The organism is Shigella sp. FC1967 (assembly GCF_001743005.1).
Classification (GTDB): Bacteria; Pseudomonadota; Gammaproteobacteria; order Enterobacterales; family Enterobacteriaceae; genus Proteus.
The window spans coordinates 1-16,434 of the sequence record NZ_MIIZ01000854.1; the positions used below are offsets into that span (position 1 = coordinate 1).

Sequence of the window (16,434 nt, forward strand, 5' to 3'; positions counted from 1 at the left end):
GATTTGAAAATTTGTGTGTAATATCTTCTTTTGTCACATTATTTATTAAAGTTTTCATCTTTAATCCTCATTTACCTCGTCATACTGATATAATTCTCTTTAATTAAAACGTTGTAGACATACTGATTGATTAATAAATGAAACAAATAACTATTTTAGGCTCAACAGGATCTATCGGAACGAGCACGCTTTCCGTCATCGAAAATAATCCTGATGAGTATCAGGTTCTTGCTCTGGCAGCAGGAAAAAATGCAGATAAGATGGCGCAACAGTGCCTTGCTTTCCAACCTAAATACGCTGTGATGTCTGATGAAAAAAGTGCTAATCAGCTTAAACAGTTACTCGCTAATACATCTTGTAAGACAGAAATCCTATCTGGCTCTCATGCGATCAATGAAATTGCGGCTCTTGATGACGCTGATCAAGTCATGTCTGCGATAACCGGTGTTGCAGGATTAAAGCCGACACTTGCTGCCATTGAAAAAGGCAAAAGAATTCTACTCGCGAATAAAGAATCACTGATAACCAGTGGACGTCTTTTCTTTGATGCGGTTGCTAAATATGGTGCGACAATTTTACCCATTGACAGCGAACATAATGCAATTTATCAAAGTTTACCTAAAGCAATCCAAGAAAATCTAGGTCATGCATCTTTAGCTGATGAAGGTGTGACGAGTATCTTGTTAACAGGTTCTGGTGGACCGTTTCGGTACACACCATTAGAATCGTTAGAGTCAATGACGCCAGATCAAGCTTGTGCACACCCAAATTGGTCGATGGGACGTAAAATTTCGGTTGATTCTGCAACGATGATGAATAAAGGGCTTGAGTATATTGAGGCTCGTTATTTCTTTAATGCTTCTGAAGAGGAGATGGAAGTTATTATTCATCCACAATCTGTCATTCACTCAATGGTTCGTTATCGCGATGGCAGTATTATTGCTCAGATTGGTGAACCTGATATGAGAACACCAATTGCGTACTCAATGGCTTATCCTCATCGTACTCAATCTGGTGCAAAAGCATTAGATTTTTTTGAGATTCAATCTTTAGAGTTCATTCGTCCAGATTATCAACGTTACCCTTGTTTAGCACTTGCTATTGAAGCGTCAAAACGTGGACAAGCGGCAACAACAGTGTTAAATGCGGCTAATGAAGTGGTTGTTGATGCATTTTTACACGAAAAAGTGAAATTTACTGATATTGCTAAAATTAATCGTAAAGTTGTTGAACATTTTGACCTATCAGAGCCTCAAAGCATTAATGATGTTCTAGAAATTGATAAATTAGCCAGATTAGAAACTCATCAGATAATCACACAATTTGTATAATGGTGATTATATTTAATATAGGGTGTTTGTTCGTCTTTCTGGCTAATGGTATAGTTGCCGAATAACTAAAGACAATAATGAAAATTAACAGTTCATTACTAAGGCTATTGCTTTAGCAACTTTGAGGCTTTGCCAAAGGCCGTGGGTGACACGGTTTTTTTTTGTGCATAGGTTATCCGAAGAGGACTGTCTGTATCAGTATCAGATTAGCAAAGGGTTAAATTGAGTGAACTTATCCAGTGACGATTCATCCGCATCAAAACCAAAGCATGTTGCTATCATTATGGATGGCAATGGGCGCTGGGCTAAAAAGCAAGGGAAACTCCGAGTAACGGGGCATCGCGCGGGAATTAAAGCAGTTCGGGATGCGGTTAGCTTTTCCGTAAAACACAAAATTGAATCACTAACGTTATATGCATTTAGTAGCGAAAACTGGAATAGACCAGAGCAGGAAGTGAGTTCTCTCATGGAATTGTTTGTTTTCGCTTTAGATAATGAAGTGAAGAGCCTGCATAAACATAATGTTAAATTGACTGTCATTGGTGATATCAGCCGTTTTAGCCGCCGTTTACAAGACCGCATTAAAAGTTCTGTGGCACTCACCGCGAATAATACAGGACTTAATTTAAATATTGCGGCTAATTATGGTGGTCGTTGGGATATTACTCAAAGTGTAAAACAATTAGCGACATCCCTCGCAAAAGGGGAAATTAATCTCGAAGATATTAATGAAAGTGCAATATCTTCACATCTTTGCTTGCATAATCAGCCTGGCGTCGATCTTGTTATTCGTACAGGTGGTGAGCATCGTATAAGTAATTTTCTTATTTGGCAGATTGCTTATGCTGAGCTTTATTTTACACAGGTTTTATGGCCTGATTTTGATGAACAAGTTTTTCAGAATGCACTAGATGCTTTTGCTAAACGGGAAAGACGTTTCGGTGGTACTACATCAGAAACAGATACTATAAATCTGGGAGGATAACTTGCTTAAGTATCGTGTCATCACCGCATTAATTTTAATCCCTATTGTTATTGCTGCACTATTTCTGCTTCCTCCTGTAGGTTTTGGATTAGCGATTATCGCAATATCAGGCTTAGCGGGTTGGGAATGGGCACAATTTATTGGCTGGCATTCTCAGGGTAAACGTATTGCGACAGGGATCGGTTTTGCTGCATTGTTACTCGTTATGCAGTTTTCTTTGCCAAATTTTGACTACCTACTAGATACTCCAATGATAAAAAATGGTTTGTGGGCAGGTTTAATTTGGTGGGTAGCCGCAATTTTATTAGTTGTAAGTTATCCGAATTCAGCCAATATGTGGAAAAATTCAGTTTTTATTAAGCTATTGTTCGGTATATTGACGATTGTTCCCTTTTATTGTGGCATGATGGCGCTGCGTATGTTGGGGTATAACACTGACACTTATACGGGTGCATGGTGGTTATTGTATGTCATGTTATTAGTTTGGGCTGCTGACTCTGGTGCTTATGCTTTTGGACGTTTAATGGGTAAACATAAAATGGCACCTAAAGTATCTCCAGGTAAAACGCTTGAAGGGTTAGTTGGTGGGTTGATTACGGCAGGTGTTGCATCGTGGTTATTTACTTATTTTGCACCCGTGACGGAAGTACCTAATAACTTGTTATTAATATCAGGCGTTGTTGTTGTCGTCTCAGTATTCGGTGATCTAGCAGAAAGCATGTTTAAACGTGTATCAGGCATTAAAGACAGTAGCCAATTAATACCGGGACATGGTGGTGTACTTGATAGAATTGATAGTTTGACCGCGGCTATCCCCGTCTTTGCAGGATTAGTCTTTCTGATTTCTTCTGGCTTTAAACTATAAAGGTAAGTAATGGGTATCCTGTGGAATCTTGCCGCATTTATTATCGTTTTAGGTATTTTAATTACGGTACATGAGTTTGGACATTTTTGGGTAGCTAGGCGCTGTGGTATTTATGTCGAGCGTTTTTCTATCGGTTTTGGAAAAGCGATTTGGCGAAAAGTAGATAAACATGGCACTGAATTTGTTATCGCATGGATACCTTTAGGCGGCTATGTAAAAATGTTAGACGAAAGAGTTGCTGAGGTTGCACCTGAGCGCCGTCATCTGGCATTTAATAATAAAACAGTTGGCCAACGTGCTGCCGTTGTTGCGGCAGGACCTATTGCTAACTTTTTGTTAGCGATAGTCGCCTATTGGATAGTTTTTATGATAGGTGTCCCTGCATTAAAACCTATAATTGCAGACATTCGTCCGAATTCTATCGCCGAACAAGCAAAATTAACGCCTGGAATGGAACTAAAATCCGTTGCAGGTATCGAAACGCCTGATCAGAATGCAGTTCGTTTAGCATTAGTGAGTAAAATTGGTGCCAAAGAGGTTTCATTCGTTGTTTCAGAACCAAATTCGCTTTCTGAGAGTGAGAATATACTGAATTTACAACAATGGAATTTTGATCCTGAAAAACAAGATCCTATCTTGTCCCTAGGGATAATGCCTGTTGGCGCACGGTTAGACTCAAAGATTATTGAAGTCACGGAAGGCTCCGCTGCGGAAAAAGCGGGTTTACAGGCGGGGGATCGTATCGTTAAAGTTGACGGTCAGCCAATTGATACATGGCATCCATTTACTTATTTTGTTCGACAAAGTCCAAATAAAGTCTTGGCGCTTCTTGTTGAACGTAACGGCTCGTCGTTGATGTTGAATATTACGCCAACAGCTGTTGCACTAAAAGATGGCACTGAAGTCGGGCAAGTTGGTGCGCAATTGCAAATATTACCTCCTGAAGAGCAATATTTGATCATGCAACAATACAACCCATTTTCAGCGCTCTATGAAGCATCTGATAAAACATGGCAGTTAATGGGTTTAACTGTCAAAATGATTGGTAAGTTAGTCGTAGGTGACGTCAAATTAACTAACCTTAGTGGGCCTGTTTCTATCGCGAAAGGCGCAGGAATGTCTGCTGATTCTGGTTTTATTTATTATTTGATGTTTATGGCGCTTATCAGTGTCAATTTGGGGATCATTAACTTGTTTCCCCTGCCTGTCTTAGATGGCGGGCACCTGCTTTTCCTGGTTATCGAGAAGATAAAGGGAGGGCCGGTATCTGAGCGTGTACAAGATTTCTGTTATCGCATTGGTATTATGGCACTGATGCTTTTAATGGGACTTGCACTTTTCAATGATTTCTCTCGCTTATAATTGGTAAGCAGGGACCGGTTAGGAAAACACAAAACAACGATGGCGATGAAAAAGTTGCTTATAGCGTCGCTGCTGCTGGGCAGCGCCACTGCATACGGTTCAGACGGATTCGTAGTTCAGGACATTCAATTTGAAGGTCTTCAACGCGTCGCCGTTGGTGCAGCATTACTGAACATGCCTGTCCGAGTTGGAGACTCGGTAGGTAGTGATGATATCAGCCGAACTATCCGTTCATTATTTGCGACAGGAAACTTCGATGATGTTCGCGTCCTACGTGACGGAAATACTTTGATTGTTCAGGTAAAAGAGCGTCCAACTATTGCCAGCATTACTTTCTCTGGTAACAAAGCAATCAAGGAAGAGATGCTAAAACAGAACCTTGATGCTTCTAATATTCGTATTGGTGAAACACTTGACCGTACAATGTTAGCGAATATCGAGAAAGGGCTTGAAGACTTCTATTATAGTGTTGGTAAATATAATGCAACTGTAAAAGTCGTTGTTACACCGCTGCCTCGTAACCGTGTTGACTTAAAACTCGTGTTCGCAGAGGGTGTTTCAGCAACTATTCAGCAAATCAACATTGTTGGTAATAAAGCGTTTTCTACTGCTGAGCTTGTCAACCGCTTCCAATTACGTGACGATGTACCTTGGTGGAACTTAGCCGCTGATGAAAAATATCAGAAGCAAAAACTGGCTGGTGACTTAGAAACATTAAGAAGTTTCTATCTTGATCGTGGTTATGCTCGTTTTGATATTGAATCGACGAATGTCAGTTTAACGCCAGACAAGAAAGGCATTTATATTACCATTAACCTGAAAGAAGGTGATAAATACACGGTAGAAAATACCGAGATCAATGGTAATACGGCTGGCTATACCAAAGAGATTGAAGATCTTATCCAAATTGCACCGGGCTCTCTTTATAATGGCGCGCAAGTGACTAAAACAGAAAATGATATTAAAAATCTGTTAGGTCGCTATGGATATGCTTATCCTCGCGTGATGACAAATCCTGAAATTAATGATGAAAATAAAACAGTTAAACTGCATGTAAACGTAGATGCAGGAAATCGTTTTTATGTTCGCCAAATCCGTTTTGCAGGTAATGACATCACTAAAGACTCTGTTTTACGCCGTGAAATGCGTCAAATGGAAGGTGCATGGTTAGGTAGTGATTTAGTTGAACAAGGCAAAGAGCGTTTAAACCGTTTAGGTTATTTTGAGACCGTCGAAACGGAAACACAGCGTATTCCTGGGTCTCCTGATCAGGTTGATATTGTTTATCGTGTAAAAGAGCGTAACACAGGTTCTATTAACTTTGGTGTCGGTTTCGGTACGGAAAGTGGTGTGAGCTTCCAAGTGGGGGTTACGCAAGATAACTGGTTAGGTACAGGTAACGCTGTTGCGATTAATGCGAGTAAAAATGACTACTCAACTTACGCTGAATTATCTGTTACTGACCCATACTTTACCGTTAATGGTGTTAGCTTAGGTGGTCGTATTTTCTATAACGACTTCCGTGCGAATGATGCCGATTTATCTGGTTATACCAATAAATCTTATGGTGTTGACGGAACGTTAGGCTTCCCAATTAATGAATATAACTCAGCACGTCTTGGCATAGGCTATACTCACAATGGTCTGTCACGTATGGAACCTCAGGTTGCAATGTGGCGTTACCTTGAAAGTATGGGTGAAAACCCAGGCTTTGATAAGCGAGAATCCTTTAATGCGGATGATTATACTGTCAGTCTGGGTTGGACATTTAATAACTTAAACAAAGGTTTCTTCCCAACATCAGGTGTAAGAAGCAATTTAAGTGGTCGAGTGACTGTACCGGGCTCTGACAACAAGTACTATAAAGTGACTTGGGACGGTATGGCGTATTACCCAATTGATGAAAAAGAGTCTTGGGTAACCTTGTTTAAAGGTCGTTTAGGCTACGGTGACGGTTTAGGGGGTAAAGAATTACCATTCTATGAAAACTTCTATGCTGGTGGTTCTGGTACTGTTCGTGGTTTCCGTTCAAATAATATCGGTCCTAAAGCGATTTATTTGAAAAAAGTCACAGAAAATGGAAATACGACAATTAATCCTTCATTATCTAGCGATGCGGTCGGTGGTAATGCCATGGCAGTTGCCAGTTTTGAACTGATCACACCAACGCCATTTGTTGATGATAAATACTCATCATCAGTCAGAACGTCTCTGTTTGTTGATGCGGGTACCGTATGGGATACCAACTGGAATAGCACTAACTCTAATTGGACCGCAGGTATGCCAGATTACGGTAAAGCAAGTAATATACGTGTTTCAACCGGTGTTGCATTACAATGGTTATCTCCTTTAGGTCCGCTAGTATTCTCTTATGCTAAGCCAGTAAAAGATTACGAAGGCGATAAATCGGAGCAATTCCAGTTTAATATTGGTAGAACGTGGTAGCGATGTAAGTAAAGTTGATGCCTGATCCACAATGTTGAAAAAGGCATCCGATTTCTGACAAAAAATTATTTTTGGTTTTAAGGAGTTTAATCGTGAAAAAATTGTTATGTGCCGCTGCCCTTGGAATGGCATTGACCATGTCAGCAGGTGTTCAAGCCGCAGATAAAGTAGGTGTTGTGAACATCGGTCAAGTTCTCCAACAAATTCCTAACCGTGATGCGGTAGAGAAACAATTGGAAAATGAATTCAAATCACGTGACACTGAATTGCAGAACTTAGGTAAAGCATTACAGACCGCTGTTGAGAAATATCAAAAAGATGCACCAACGATGAATGCAACACAACGTGCAAATACAGAGAAAGATCTGGTTGCTAAACGTGAAGCATACGCACAAAAAGCACAAGCTTTTGAGCAAGACTTTAGTCGTCGTCAGGCTGAAGAACGTAACAAAATCATGAAACGTGTATTAGATGCTGTTGATGCAGTAGCGAAGAAAGAAGGCTATGATGTGATCCTTGATGCTAACACTGTACCTTATTTCGCAGATGGTAAAGATATTACTGCTCAGGTTCAAAAACAGGTTAAATAATAGATGTTTTCAATTCGATTAGCTGATCTTGCTCAGCAGTTGAATGCACAGTTACACGGCGATGGTGATATCACTATCGCCGGTCTTGCTTCAATGAGCCTAGCAAATAGCGAACAAATTACATTTCTTTCCGATAGTCGCTATCGTGAAAAATTAAGTGAATGTCAGGCTGCTGCCGTTGTATTAACAGAAGCTGATCTTCCATTTTGCCCCGTTGCCGCACTGGTAGTGAAAAACCCGTATCTTGCCTATGCTCAAATGGCACAGATTATGGATACTACGCCGGCGCCGGCACAAGATATACATCCTTCTGCTGTTATTGCCGCTGATGCTAAATTAGGGAATAACGTCTCAATTGGTGCAAATGCTGTCATTGAGTCAGGTGTTGAGTTAGGTGATAACGTAGTTATTGGTGCAGGATGTTTTATTGGTAAAAAAGCACATATTGGCGATAATAGCCGTTTATGGGCAAATGTATCTATTTATCATGAAGTTATCATTGGTAAGGATTGTTTGGTTCAATCAGGTACGGTGATTGGTTCAGATGGTTTTGGTTATGCTAATGAACGTGGTAATTGGATCAAAATTCCACAATTAGGTTCAGTGGTGATTGGTGATCGTGTTGAAATCGGTGCATGTACTACAATCGACCGAGGCGCATTAGATAACACAGTTATCGGTAATGGTGTTATCATTGATAACCAGTGCCAAATCGCACATAACGTCATTATTGGTGATAATACCGCTGTTGCTGGTGGTGTGATCATGGCGGGCAGCCTGAAAATAGGTCGCTATTGTATGATTGGTGGAGCAAGTGTTATCAATGGTCACATGGAAATCTGTGATAAAGTCACGGTAACAGGTATGGGAATGGTAATGCGTCCTATCACTGAGCCGGGTGTTTATTCTTCAGGAATTCCGCTGCAATCAAATAAAGCATGGCGTAAAACCGCAGCACTTGTATTGCGAATTGATGAAATGCAAAAAAGGCTCAAATCGCTTGAACGTCAAGTAGAAAGTAGCGACAAGTAACAATATACGTCATTGACGAAAGTTACTCATTTTGCGACCTGCGGGTTAACTCACTTTTTGAGTCACAGCAGGTCGTGTCATTATTAATTAGACTCAGTTTTATTAGACAGGAAGAGTATTGCAATGAGTGAGAATCATACTCTGCAAATCGAAGAAATTTTAGATTTACTTCCACACCGTTACCCATTTTTATTGGTTGACCGTGTCCTTGATTTTGAAGAAGGGAAATTTCTAAGAGCAGTAAAAAATGTATCTTTTAATGAGCCTTTCTTTCAAGGTCACTTTCCAGGAAAACCTATTTTTCCAGGTGTACTGATCCTCGAAGCCATGGCACAAGCAACAGGTATTTTAGCATTTAAAAGTGTAGGAAAGCTGGAACCTGGTGAACTCTACTATTTTGCTGCTATTGACGGTGCTCGCTTTAAACGTCCTGTCTTACCTGGGGATCAGATGATCCTAGAGGTTGAATTCATTAAAGAACGTCGTGGTGTTGCTCGCTTTAAAGGCGTCGCTAAAGTTGATGGGGAAATAGCTTGCGAAGCTGAAATGATGTGTGCTCGCCGCCGTGAGGTCTAGCCTATGATAGATAAATCCGCAGTCATTCACCCTTCTTCAATTATTGAGGAGGGTGCGGTAATTGGTGCTAATGTTCACATTGGTCCTTTTTGTGTTATTGGTGCTAATGTTGAGATTGGTGAAGGTACTGATATTAAATCTCACGTTGTTATCAATGGTCACACACGCATTGGCCGAGATAATCAGATTTATCAATTCGCTTCTATCGGTGAAGTCAATCAGGATCTGAAATATCGTGGTGAACCAACGCAAGTCATTATTGGTGATCGTAACCTTATTCGTGAAAGTGTGACTATCCATCGTGGAACAATCCAAGGTGGTAATATCACAAAAATAGGTAACGACAACTTACTGATGATTAATACACACGTTGCGCATGATTGTATTATCGGTGACCATTGTATTATTGCTAATAACGGAACACTTGGTGGTCACGTCACTTTAGGTGACTTTGTGATTATCGGTGGTATGAGTGCTGTTCATCAATTTTGTCAGATTGGCTCTCACGTTATGGTCGGTGGATGTTCAGGTGTGGCACAAGACGTTCCTCCTTTTGTTATTGCACAAGGAAACCACGCAACCCCTTATGGGTTGAATATTGAAGGTTTAAAACGCCGAGGCTTTGCTAAAGAAGATCTTCATGCCATTCGTAATGCTTACAAAGTCCTTTACCGTAATGGTAAAACACTGGAAGAAGCACGTGAAGAGATTGGACAATTAGTTGCAGATAATAATAATCCGCATGTTAAATTGTTCAGTGATTTTCTGGAAAACTCTGCAAAATCTAACCGTGGCATTATTCGCTAATTAGGATATGACCTTGTCAGGCCAATTATCTACTATTCAGCGTCCGTTAGTTATCGGCTTAGTTGCTGGTGAAACGTCCGGTGATATCTTGGGCGCGGGATTAATCCGCGCTCTAAAACAAAAGCACTCTAATGTTCGCTTTGTCGGTGTTGCTGGTCCGCTTATGCAAGCTGAAGGTTGTGAAGCTTGGTATGAGATGGAAGAGCTGGCTGTCATGGGGATCGTCGAAGTTCTTGAACGCTTACCTCGCTTATTAAAGATCAGAAAAGATCTCACTCAACGATTTACAGAATTAAAGCCAGATGTTTTTGTCGGGATCGACGCACCTGACTTTAATATCACTCTTGAAGATCGTTTAAAGCAAAAAGGGATCAAAACGATTCATTATGTCAGTCCTTCAGTGTGGGCTTGGCGTCAAAAACGTGTTTTCAAAATTGGTAAAGCGACAGATCTCGTCTTAGCTTTTCTGCCTTTTGAAAAAGCGTTTTATGATAAGTATCAGGTTCCTTGCCGTTTTATTGGTCATACAATGGCTGATGCCATAGCCTTAAATCCAGACAAAAAGGCTGCTCGTGAACATCTAGGGATATCTGAAGATGCGCCTTGTTTAGCTCTTCTTCCTGGTAGTCGTCATGCTGAAGTAGAGATGCTAAGTGCTGATTTTATAAAAACGGCACAGTTACTAAAACAGCAGATCCCTTCTCTTCATATTGTAGTGCCATTAGTTAATGCTAAGCGACGAGCCCAATTTGAACAAATACATCAAAATGTGGCGCCCGAACTTGAAATACAGCTTCTTGATGGACAAGCAAGAGAAGCCATGACAGCAAGTGATGCGACTTTGCTTGCATCAGGTACAGCCGCATTAGAATGTATGTTAACGAAATGCCCGATGGTTGTTGGTTATCGCATGAAACCCTTTACTTTCTGGTTAGCAAAACGGTTAGTTAAAACACCTTATGTCTCGTTGCCTAATTTGTTAGCGGGACGAGAAATTATCAAAGAATTATTGCAAGAAGAGTGCGAACCCTCAGCGTTAGCACAACAACTTTTACCTCTTTTAACCGATAAAGAAAAAGTACGCCAATTAAAAGAGATATTTTTACAGCTACATAGCGCTATTCGCTGTAATGCAGATGAGCAAGCAGCAAATGCAGTATTAGAATTGGTAGATAAATAATGGAATTTGTATATCCAAAAGCAAATCTTATTGCTGGAGTTGATGAAGTTGGTCGAGGCCCATTAGTGGGGGCGGTGGTTACAGCTGCCGTTATTCTTAATCCAGCGAATCCAATTAAAGGATTAACAGACTCCAAAAAACTAACAGAAAAAAAGCGTAATGCGCTTTATGACGAAATAAAAGAAAAAGCATTATGTTGGGCGATAGGTCGTGCAGAGCCCGAAGAAATCGATGAATTAAATATTCTTTGGGCTACCATGAAAGCAATGGAACGCGCTGTTGCGGGATTATCAATGACACCTGATATGGTCTTGATTGATGGTAACCGTTGCCCTAAATTACCAATGGCCTCTCAAGCGGTTATAAAAGGTGATAGTTTAGTTCAAGAAATTAGTGCGGCTTCTATACTTGCTAAAGTGACTCGTGATAGAGAAATGGAAGAGTTAGATAAGCTTTACCCTGATTATGGTTTTGCTAAACATAAAGGGTATCCAACTGTTTTCCATATGGAAAAACTAGCCTTATTAGGGGCAACACCCTATCATCGAAAAAGTTTTGCGCCTGTAAAACGTGCTTTAAATTTAAAGTAATCCACAGAGTAATTAAACACTATGGCAGATCCTCGTTTTATCCATCTTAGGGTACACAGCGATTATTCAATGATCGATGGATTGGCAAAAACAGGGCCTCTTGTGAAGAAAGTGGCTTCGCTGGGAATGCCAGCTTTTGCGATTACTGATTTCACTAACTTATGTGGGTTAGTGAAATTTTATGGTGCTGCACATAGTGCTGGCATTAAACCAATCATTGGTGCTGATGTTTATCTTGAAACAGAATTATTAGGTGATGAATATGCACATCTGACTATTCTTGCTCGCAATAATGTTGGTTACCAAAACCTTACTTTACTGATTTCAGAAGCTTACAAACACGGTTATGGTGCTGTCGGACCGACGATTAAACAAGAGTGGTTAACAACCTATAAAGAAGGGCTCTTGTTGCTTTCTGGCGGTAGAATGGGGGATGTGGGTAAGTTTCTACTTCGTGGAAATAGAGCTTTAGTTGATCAGTGCCTTGAGTATTATCAAACCCATTTTCCCGATAGTTATTATCTAGAACTTATTCGTACTGGTCGTACTGATGAAGAAACTTATCTTCATGAAGCAGTCGCACTGGCTTCTGAAAAAGGTCTGCCTGTTGTTGCAACCAATGATGTCTGTTTTCTCGACAGTGATGATTTTGATGCACATGAAATTCGTGTCGCAATTCATGATGGTTTTACGTTATCTGATCCCAAACGTCCAAAGAATTATAGTCCCCAGCAATATATGCGCACAGAAGAAGAGATGTGTGAGTTATTTGCTGATATACCTGAAGCATTAGAAAACAGTGTTGAAATCGCTAAACGCTGTAATGTCACGATCCGTTTAGGAGAATACTTTCTTCCACAATTCCCGACAGGGGATATGAGTACAGAAGATTTTCTTGTTAAAAAATCACAAGAAGGTTTGGAAGAACGTCTAGCCTTTTTATTTCCAGATCCAGAAGAGAGACAAAAAAGACGCCCTGAATATGATGAGCGCCTTGATATCGAGTTGAAAGTAATTAACCAGATGGGATTTCCTGGTTACTTTCTTATCGTGATGGAGTTTATTCAGTGGTCTAAAGATAACGGTGTTCCTGTTGGTCCTGGGCGAGGTTCAGGTGCGGGATCACTCGTGGCTTACTCACTGAAAATTACCGATCTTGATCCCCTTGAGTTTGACTTGCTTTTCGAACGTTTTCTTAACCCTGAACGTGTTTCGATGCCAGACTTTGACGTCGACTTCTGTATGGAAAAACGCGATAGAGTTATTGACCACGTTGCTGAAATGTATGGCCGCGATGCCGTATCTCAGATCATTACATTTGGTACGATGGCTGCGAAAGCGGTTATTCGCGATGTTGGTCGTGTTTTAGGACACCCTTACGGTTTTGTTGATAGAATTTCAAAACTCGTTCCTCCTGATCCGGGAATGACCCTAGAAAAAGCGTTTGCTGCCGAGCCTCAATTACCTGAGATTTATGAAGCTGATGAAGAGGTTAAATCTCTTATTGATATGGCTCGTAAATTAGAAGGGGTAACTCGTAATGCGGGTAAGCACGCGGGTGGTGTCGTTATTTCACCAACGAAAATCACCGATTTTGCCCCACTTTATTGTGATGCAGAGGGAAATAACCCCGTTACACAATTTGATAAGAACGACGTTGAATACGCAGGTCTTGTTAAATTCGACTTCTTAGGTTTAAGAACACTCACCATCATTAACTGGGCATTAGAGATGATTAATGCCCGACGAGCTAAAAAGTCACTCGAACCTGTTGATATCTCAGCGATCCCATTAACGGATCCGCGTAGTTTTGACATGTTGCAACGTTCAGAAACGACCGCAGTATTCCAGTTGGAATCCCGTGGTATGAAAGATCTCATCAAACGTCTACGTCCTGACTGTTTTGAAGATATGATTGCACTTGTTGCTCTATTTCGTCCAGGGCCATTGCAGTCAGGCATGGTAGATAACTTTATTGACCGTAAACACGGTGTTGAAGAGATTTCATATCCTGATGTCAAATGGCAACATGAAAGCTTACAGCCTGTCCTAGAACCAACCTATGGTGTTATCCTATACCAAGAACAAGTTATGCAAATTGCACAGGTTCTTGCGGGATATACGCTAGGTGGCGCGGATATGTTACGACGCGCAATGGGTAAGAAAAAACCTGAAGAAATGGCAAAGCAACGCTCTGTTTTTGAAGAAGGGGCTATCAAAAACGGTGTCGATGGTGAGCTCGCTATGAGGATCTTTGACTTGGTGGAGAAATTCGCCGGTTATGGATTTAACAAATCACACTCAGCAGCGTATGCATTAGTTTCTTACCAAACATTATGGCTAAAAGCCCACTATCCAGCTGAATTTATGGCTGCAGTAATGACTGCCGATATGGATAACACTGAGAAAGTGGTGGGATTAGTTGATGAATGCTGGAGAATGGGCTTAAAGGTTCTTCCTCCCGATATTAATAGCGGCCTTTACCATTTCCATGTCAATGATGAAGGCGAAATCGTTTATGGTATTGGTGCCATTAAAGGTGTGGGTGAAGGCCCCATTGAAGCAATTGTAGAAGCGCGTCAGCAAGGCGGTCACTTTAAAGATATTTTTGATCTCTGTGCGAGAACAGAAACGAAAAAATTGAATCGCCGAGTGATGGAAAAACTGATAATGTCAGGCGCATTCGATAAGCTAGGGCCTCATCGTGCTGCTTTGATGTCTTCATTAGAAGATGCATTAAAAGCCGCAGACCAACATGCCAAAGCTGAAGCAATAGGGCAATCGGACATGTTCGGTGTGTTAGCAGAAGCACCTGAACAAGTTGAGCGCTCTTATGCCAATATCCCTAAATGGCCAGACCAAGTTGTTTTAGAAGGTGAGCGAGAGACTTTAGGTTTATATTTAACAGGTCATCCGATTACGCGTTATTTAAAAGAAATTGAACGATATGCAGCAGGAACACGTCTAAAAGATTTAGTGCCAACACCTCGTGGTCAAATGGTGAAGGTAGCAGGTTTAGTACTTGCATCTAAAGTATTTACAACGAAACGTGGAAATAGGATCGGCGTTTGTACCTTAGATGATCGTTCAGGTCGCTTAGAAATTATGTTATTTTCTGATGCATTGGATAAATACCAACATTTGTTAGAACAAGACAAGATTTTAATTGCTACTGGGCAGGTCAGCTTTGATGATTTCAATGGTGGACTTAAAATGACAGTCCGCGAACTTATGGATATCAACCAGGCTCGTGAAAAATATGCACGAGGGCTTGCTATCTCATTATCGGACAGGCAAATTAATGAGCAATTATTAAATCGTCTTCGCGGCGTTTTAGAACCTCATCGTTCAGGCACGATACCGGTTCATCTTTATTTTGAAAAGCATGATGCCTGCGCACGTTTACGTTTTGGTGCGACATGGCGTGTAACGCCAACAGATATGCTTTTAACGGATCTGCGAACTCTGCTGGGTAATGAGCAGGTAGAATTAGAATTTGACTAAAATAGGAATGTTATGAGTCTTAATTTTCTGGATTTTGAACAGCCAATTGCCGAGTTAGAAGCGAAAATTGATTCGCTAACTGCAGTTAGCCAACATGATGAAAAAATTGATATTAATATCGATGAAGAAGTTTCACGCTTAAGAGAAAAAAGCCTAGAGCTAACGCGTAAGATTTTTTCTGATCTTGGTGCATGGCAAGTTGCACAACTTGCACGTCATCCATTAAGACCTTACACACTGGATTATATTCATCGTATCTTTACGGACTTCCAAGAATTAGCGGGCGATCGTGCTTATGCTGATGATAAAGCGATTGTGGGTGGTATTGCGCGTTTAGATGGTCGTCCTGTCATGGTTATTGGACATCAAAAAGGGCGTGAAACGAAAGAAAAGATCCGCCGTAATTTTGGTATGCCAGCACCAGAAGGTTACCGCAAAGCACTTCGTTTAATGGAAATGGCGCAACGTTTTAACCTTCCTATTATCACCTTTATTGATACTCCGGGGGCTTACCCGGGGGTGGGTGCTGAAGAGCGTGGTCAATCAGAAGCGATTGCACGTAACTTACGTGAAATGTCGCGCTTTGGAGTACCTATCATCTGTACTGTTATTGGTGAAGGTGGTTCTGGTGGAGCCTTAGCGATTGGGGTGGGTGATAAAGTGAATATGTTGCAATACAGCACCTATTCTGTTATTTCACCGGAAGGTTGTGCTTCTATTCTATGGAAAAGCGCTGATAAAGCACCATTAGCTGCTGAAGCCATGGGGATCACAGCAAATCGTTTAAAAGAGTTAAAGCTGATTGATACGGTGATCCCTGAGCCTTTAGGTGGCGCTCATCGTCACTATGATGAAATGGCTGAGTCATTAAAAGCACAAATCAAAGCTGATTTAGAAGAGTTAGATGCATTTGAATCAGAAGAGCTAACAAACCGTCGTTACCAACGTTTAATGGAATACGGTTACTGCTGATAGCATAATGCTATTCAAATAAATAAAAGAGAACCTCATGTTGATAACATGAGGTTTTTTTTGACTCTAAATATTATCTCTTACTGAGACAATGAAATTAGGTTATATTAACGATAATTTATTATATATCAATGTGTTAAGTCGATCTCAAAAACAATATTAAATTCCTTTTTTACTAAAAGAATAATCAACGAT

13 protein-coding genes are annotated in these 16,434 nt (G+C 40.7%); all 13 read left to right on the forward strand.

What is annotated here, in order from left to right:
* The first annotated feature begins 137 nt into the window (after positions 1-137).
* The 13 genes from ispC (at position 138) to accA (ending at position 16,239) form a co-directional block, all read left to right on the forward strand.
* Positions 138-1,331 (forward strand): 1-deoxy-D-xylulose-5-phosphate reductoisomerase, encoded by a 1,194-nt coding sequence (gene ispC, locus BHE89_RS14540; RefSeq protein WP_069367249.1) that lies wholly within the window; start codon positions 138-140, stop codon positions 1,329-1,331.
* A gap of 283 nt (positions 1,332-1,614) precedes the next feature.
* Positions 1,615-2,316 (forward strand): polyprenyl diphosphate synthase, encoded by a 702-nt coding sequence (gene uppS, locus BHE89_RS14545; protein WP_248619927.1) that lies wholly within the window; start codon positions 1,615-1,617, stop codon positions 2,314-2,316.
* Between the two features lies 1 nt (position 2,317).
* Positions 2,318-3,181, forward strand: coding sequence for a phosphatidate cytidylyltransferase (gene cdsA, locus BHE89_RS14550; RefSeq protein ID WP_069367251.1), 864 nt, complete (start codon positions 2,318-2,320; stop codon positions 3,179-3,181).
* A gap of 9 nt (positions 3,182-3,190) precedes the next feature.
* The gene (rseP, locus tag BHE89_RS14555; RefSeq protein WP_069367252.1) at positions 3,191-4,543 is read left to right on the forward strand and encodes a sigma E protease regulator RseP; all 1,353 of its coding nucleotides are present in this window, start codon (positions 3,191-3,193) and stop codon (positions 4,541-4,543) included.
* Between the two features lie 39 nt (positions 4,544-4,582).
* The gene (gene bamA, locus BHE89_RS14560) at positions 4,583-6,988 is read left to right on the forward strand and encodes an outer membrane protein assembly factor BamA (RefSeq protein ID WP_069367253.1); all 2,406 of its coding nucleotides are present in this window, start codon (positions 4,583-4,585) and stop codon (positions 6,986-6,988) included.
* Between the two features lie 92 nt (positions 6,989-7,080).
* Positions 7,081-7,578: an OmpH family outer membrane protein gene (locus BHE89_RS14565; RefSeq protein WP_036934019.1), complete on the forward strand. Its 498-nt coding sequence runs from the start codon at positions 7,081-7,083 to the stop codon at positions 7,576-7,578.
* A 3-nt stretch (positions 7,579-7,581) separates the two neighbouring features.
* On the forward strand, positions 7,582-8,610 hold the full coding sequence (gene lpxD / locus BHE89_RS14570; protein ID WP_128860584.1) for a UDP-3-O-(3-hydroxymyristoyl)glucosamine N-acyltransferase: 1,029 nt from the start codon (positions 7,582-7,584) through the stop codon (positions 8,608-8,610).
* Positions 8,611-8,733: 123 nt separating this feature from the next.
* On the forward strand, positions 8,734-9,186 hold the full coding sequence (gene fabZ, locus BHE89_RS14575; protein WP_069367254.1) for a 3-hydroxyacyl-ACP dehydratase FabZ: 453 nt from the start codon (positions 8,734-8,736) through the stop codon (positions 9,184-9,186).
* A 3-nt stretch (positions 9,187-9,189) separates the two neighbouring features.
* On the forward strand, positions 9,190-9,993 hold the full coding sequence (gene lpxA, locus BHE89_RS14580) for an acyl-ACP--UDP-N-acetylglucosamine O-acyltransferase (RefSeq protein ID WP_069367255.1): 804 nt from the start codon (positions 9,190-9,192) through the stop codon (positions 9,991-9,993).
* A 7-nt stretch (positions 9,994-10,000) separates the two neighbouring features.
* Positions 10,001-11,173 carry a lipid-A-disaccharide synthase gene (gene lpxB / locus BHE89_RS14585; protein ID WP_069367256.1) on the forward strand — a complete coding sequence of 391 codons (1,173 nt, stop codon included), beginning with the start codon at positions 10,001-10,003 and terminating at the stop codon, positions 11,171-11,173.
* Complete coding sequence (gene rnhB / locus BHE89_RS14590) at positions 11,170-11,763, forward strand: ribonuclease HII (RefSeq protein ID WP_171729897.1); 594 nt, start codon at positions 11,170-11,172, stop codon at positions 11,761-11,763. The genes lpxB and rnhB overlap by 4 nt, the downstream gene beginning before the upstream one ends.
* 21 nt (positions 11,764-11,784) lie before the next feature.
* Positions 11,785-15,267, forward strand: a complete 3,483-nt coding sequence (dnaE, locus tag BHE89_RS14595) for a DNA polymerase III subunit alpha (protein WP_069367258.1) — start codon at positions 11,785-11,787, stop codon at positions 15,265-15,267.
* A gap of 12 nt (positions 15,268-15,279) precedes the next feature.
* Complete coding sequence (gene accA, locus BHE89_RS14600) at positions 15,280-16,239, forward strand: acetyl-CoA carboxylase carboxyl transferase subunit alpha (RefSeq protein WP_069367259.1); 960 nt, start codon at positions 15,280-15,282, stop codon at positions 16,237-16,239.
* The last annotated feature ends 195 nt before the right edge of the window (positions 16,240-16,434 follow it).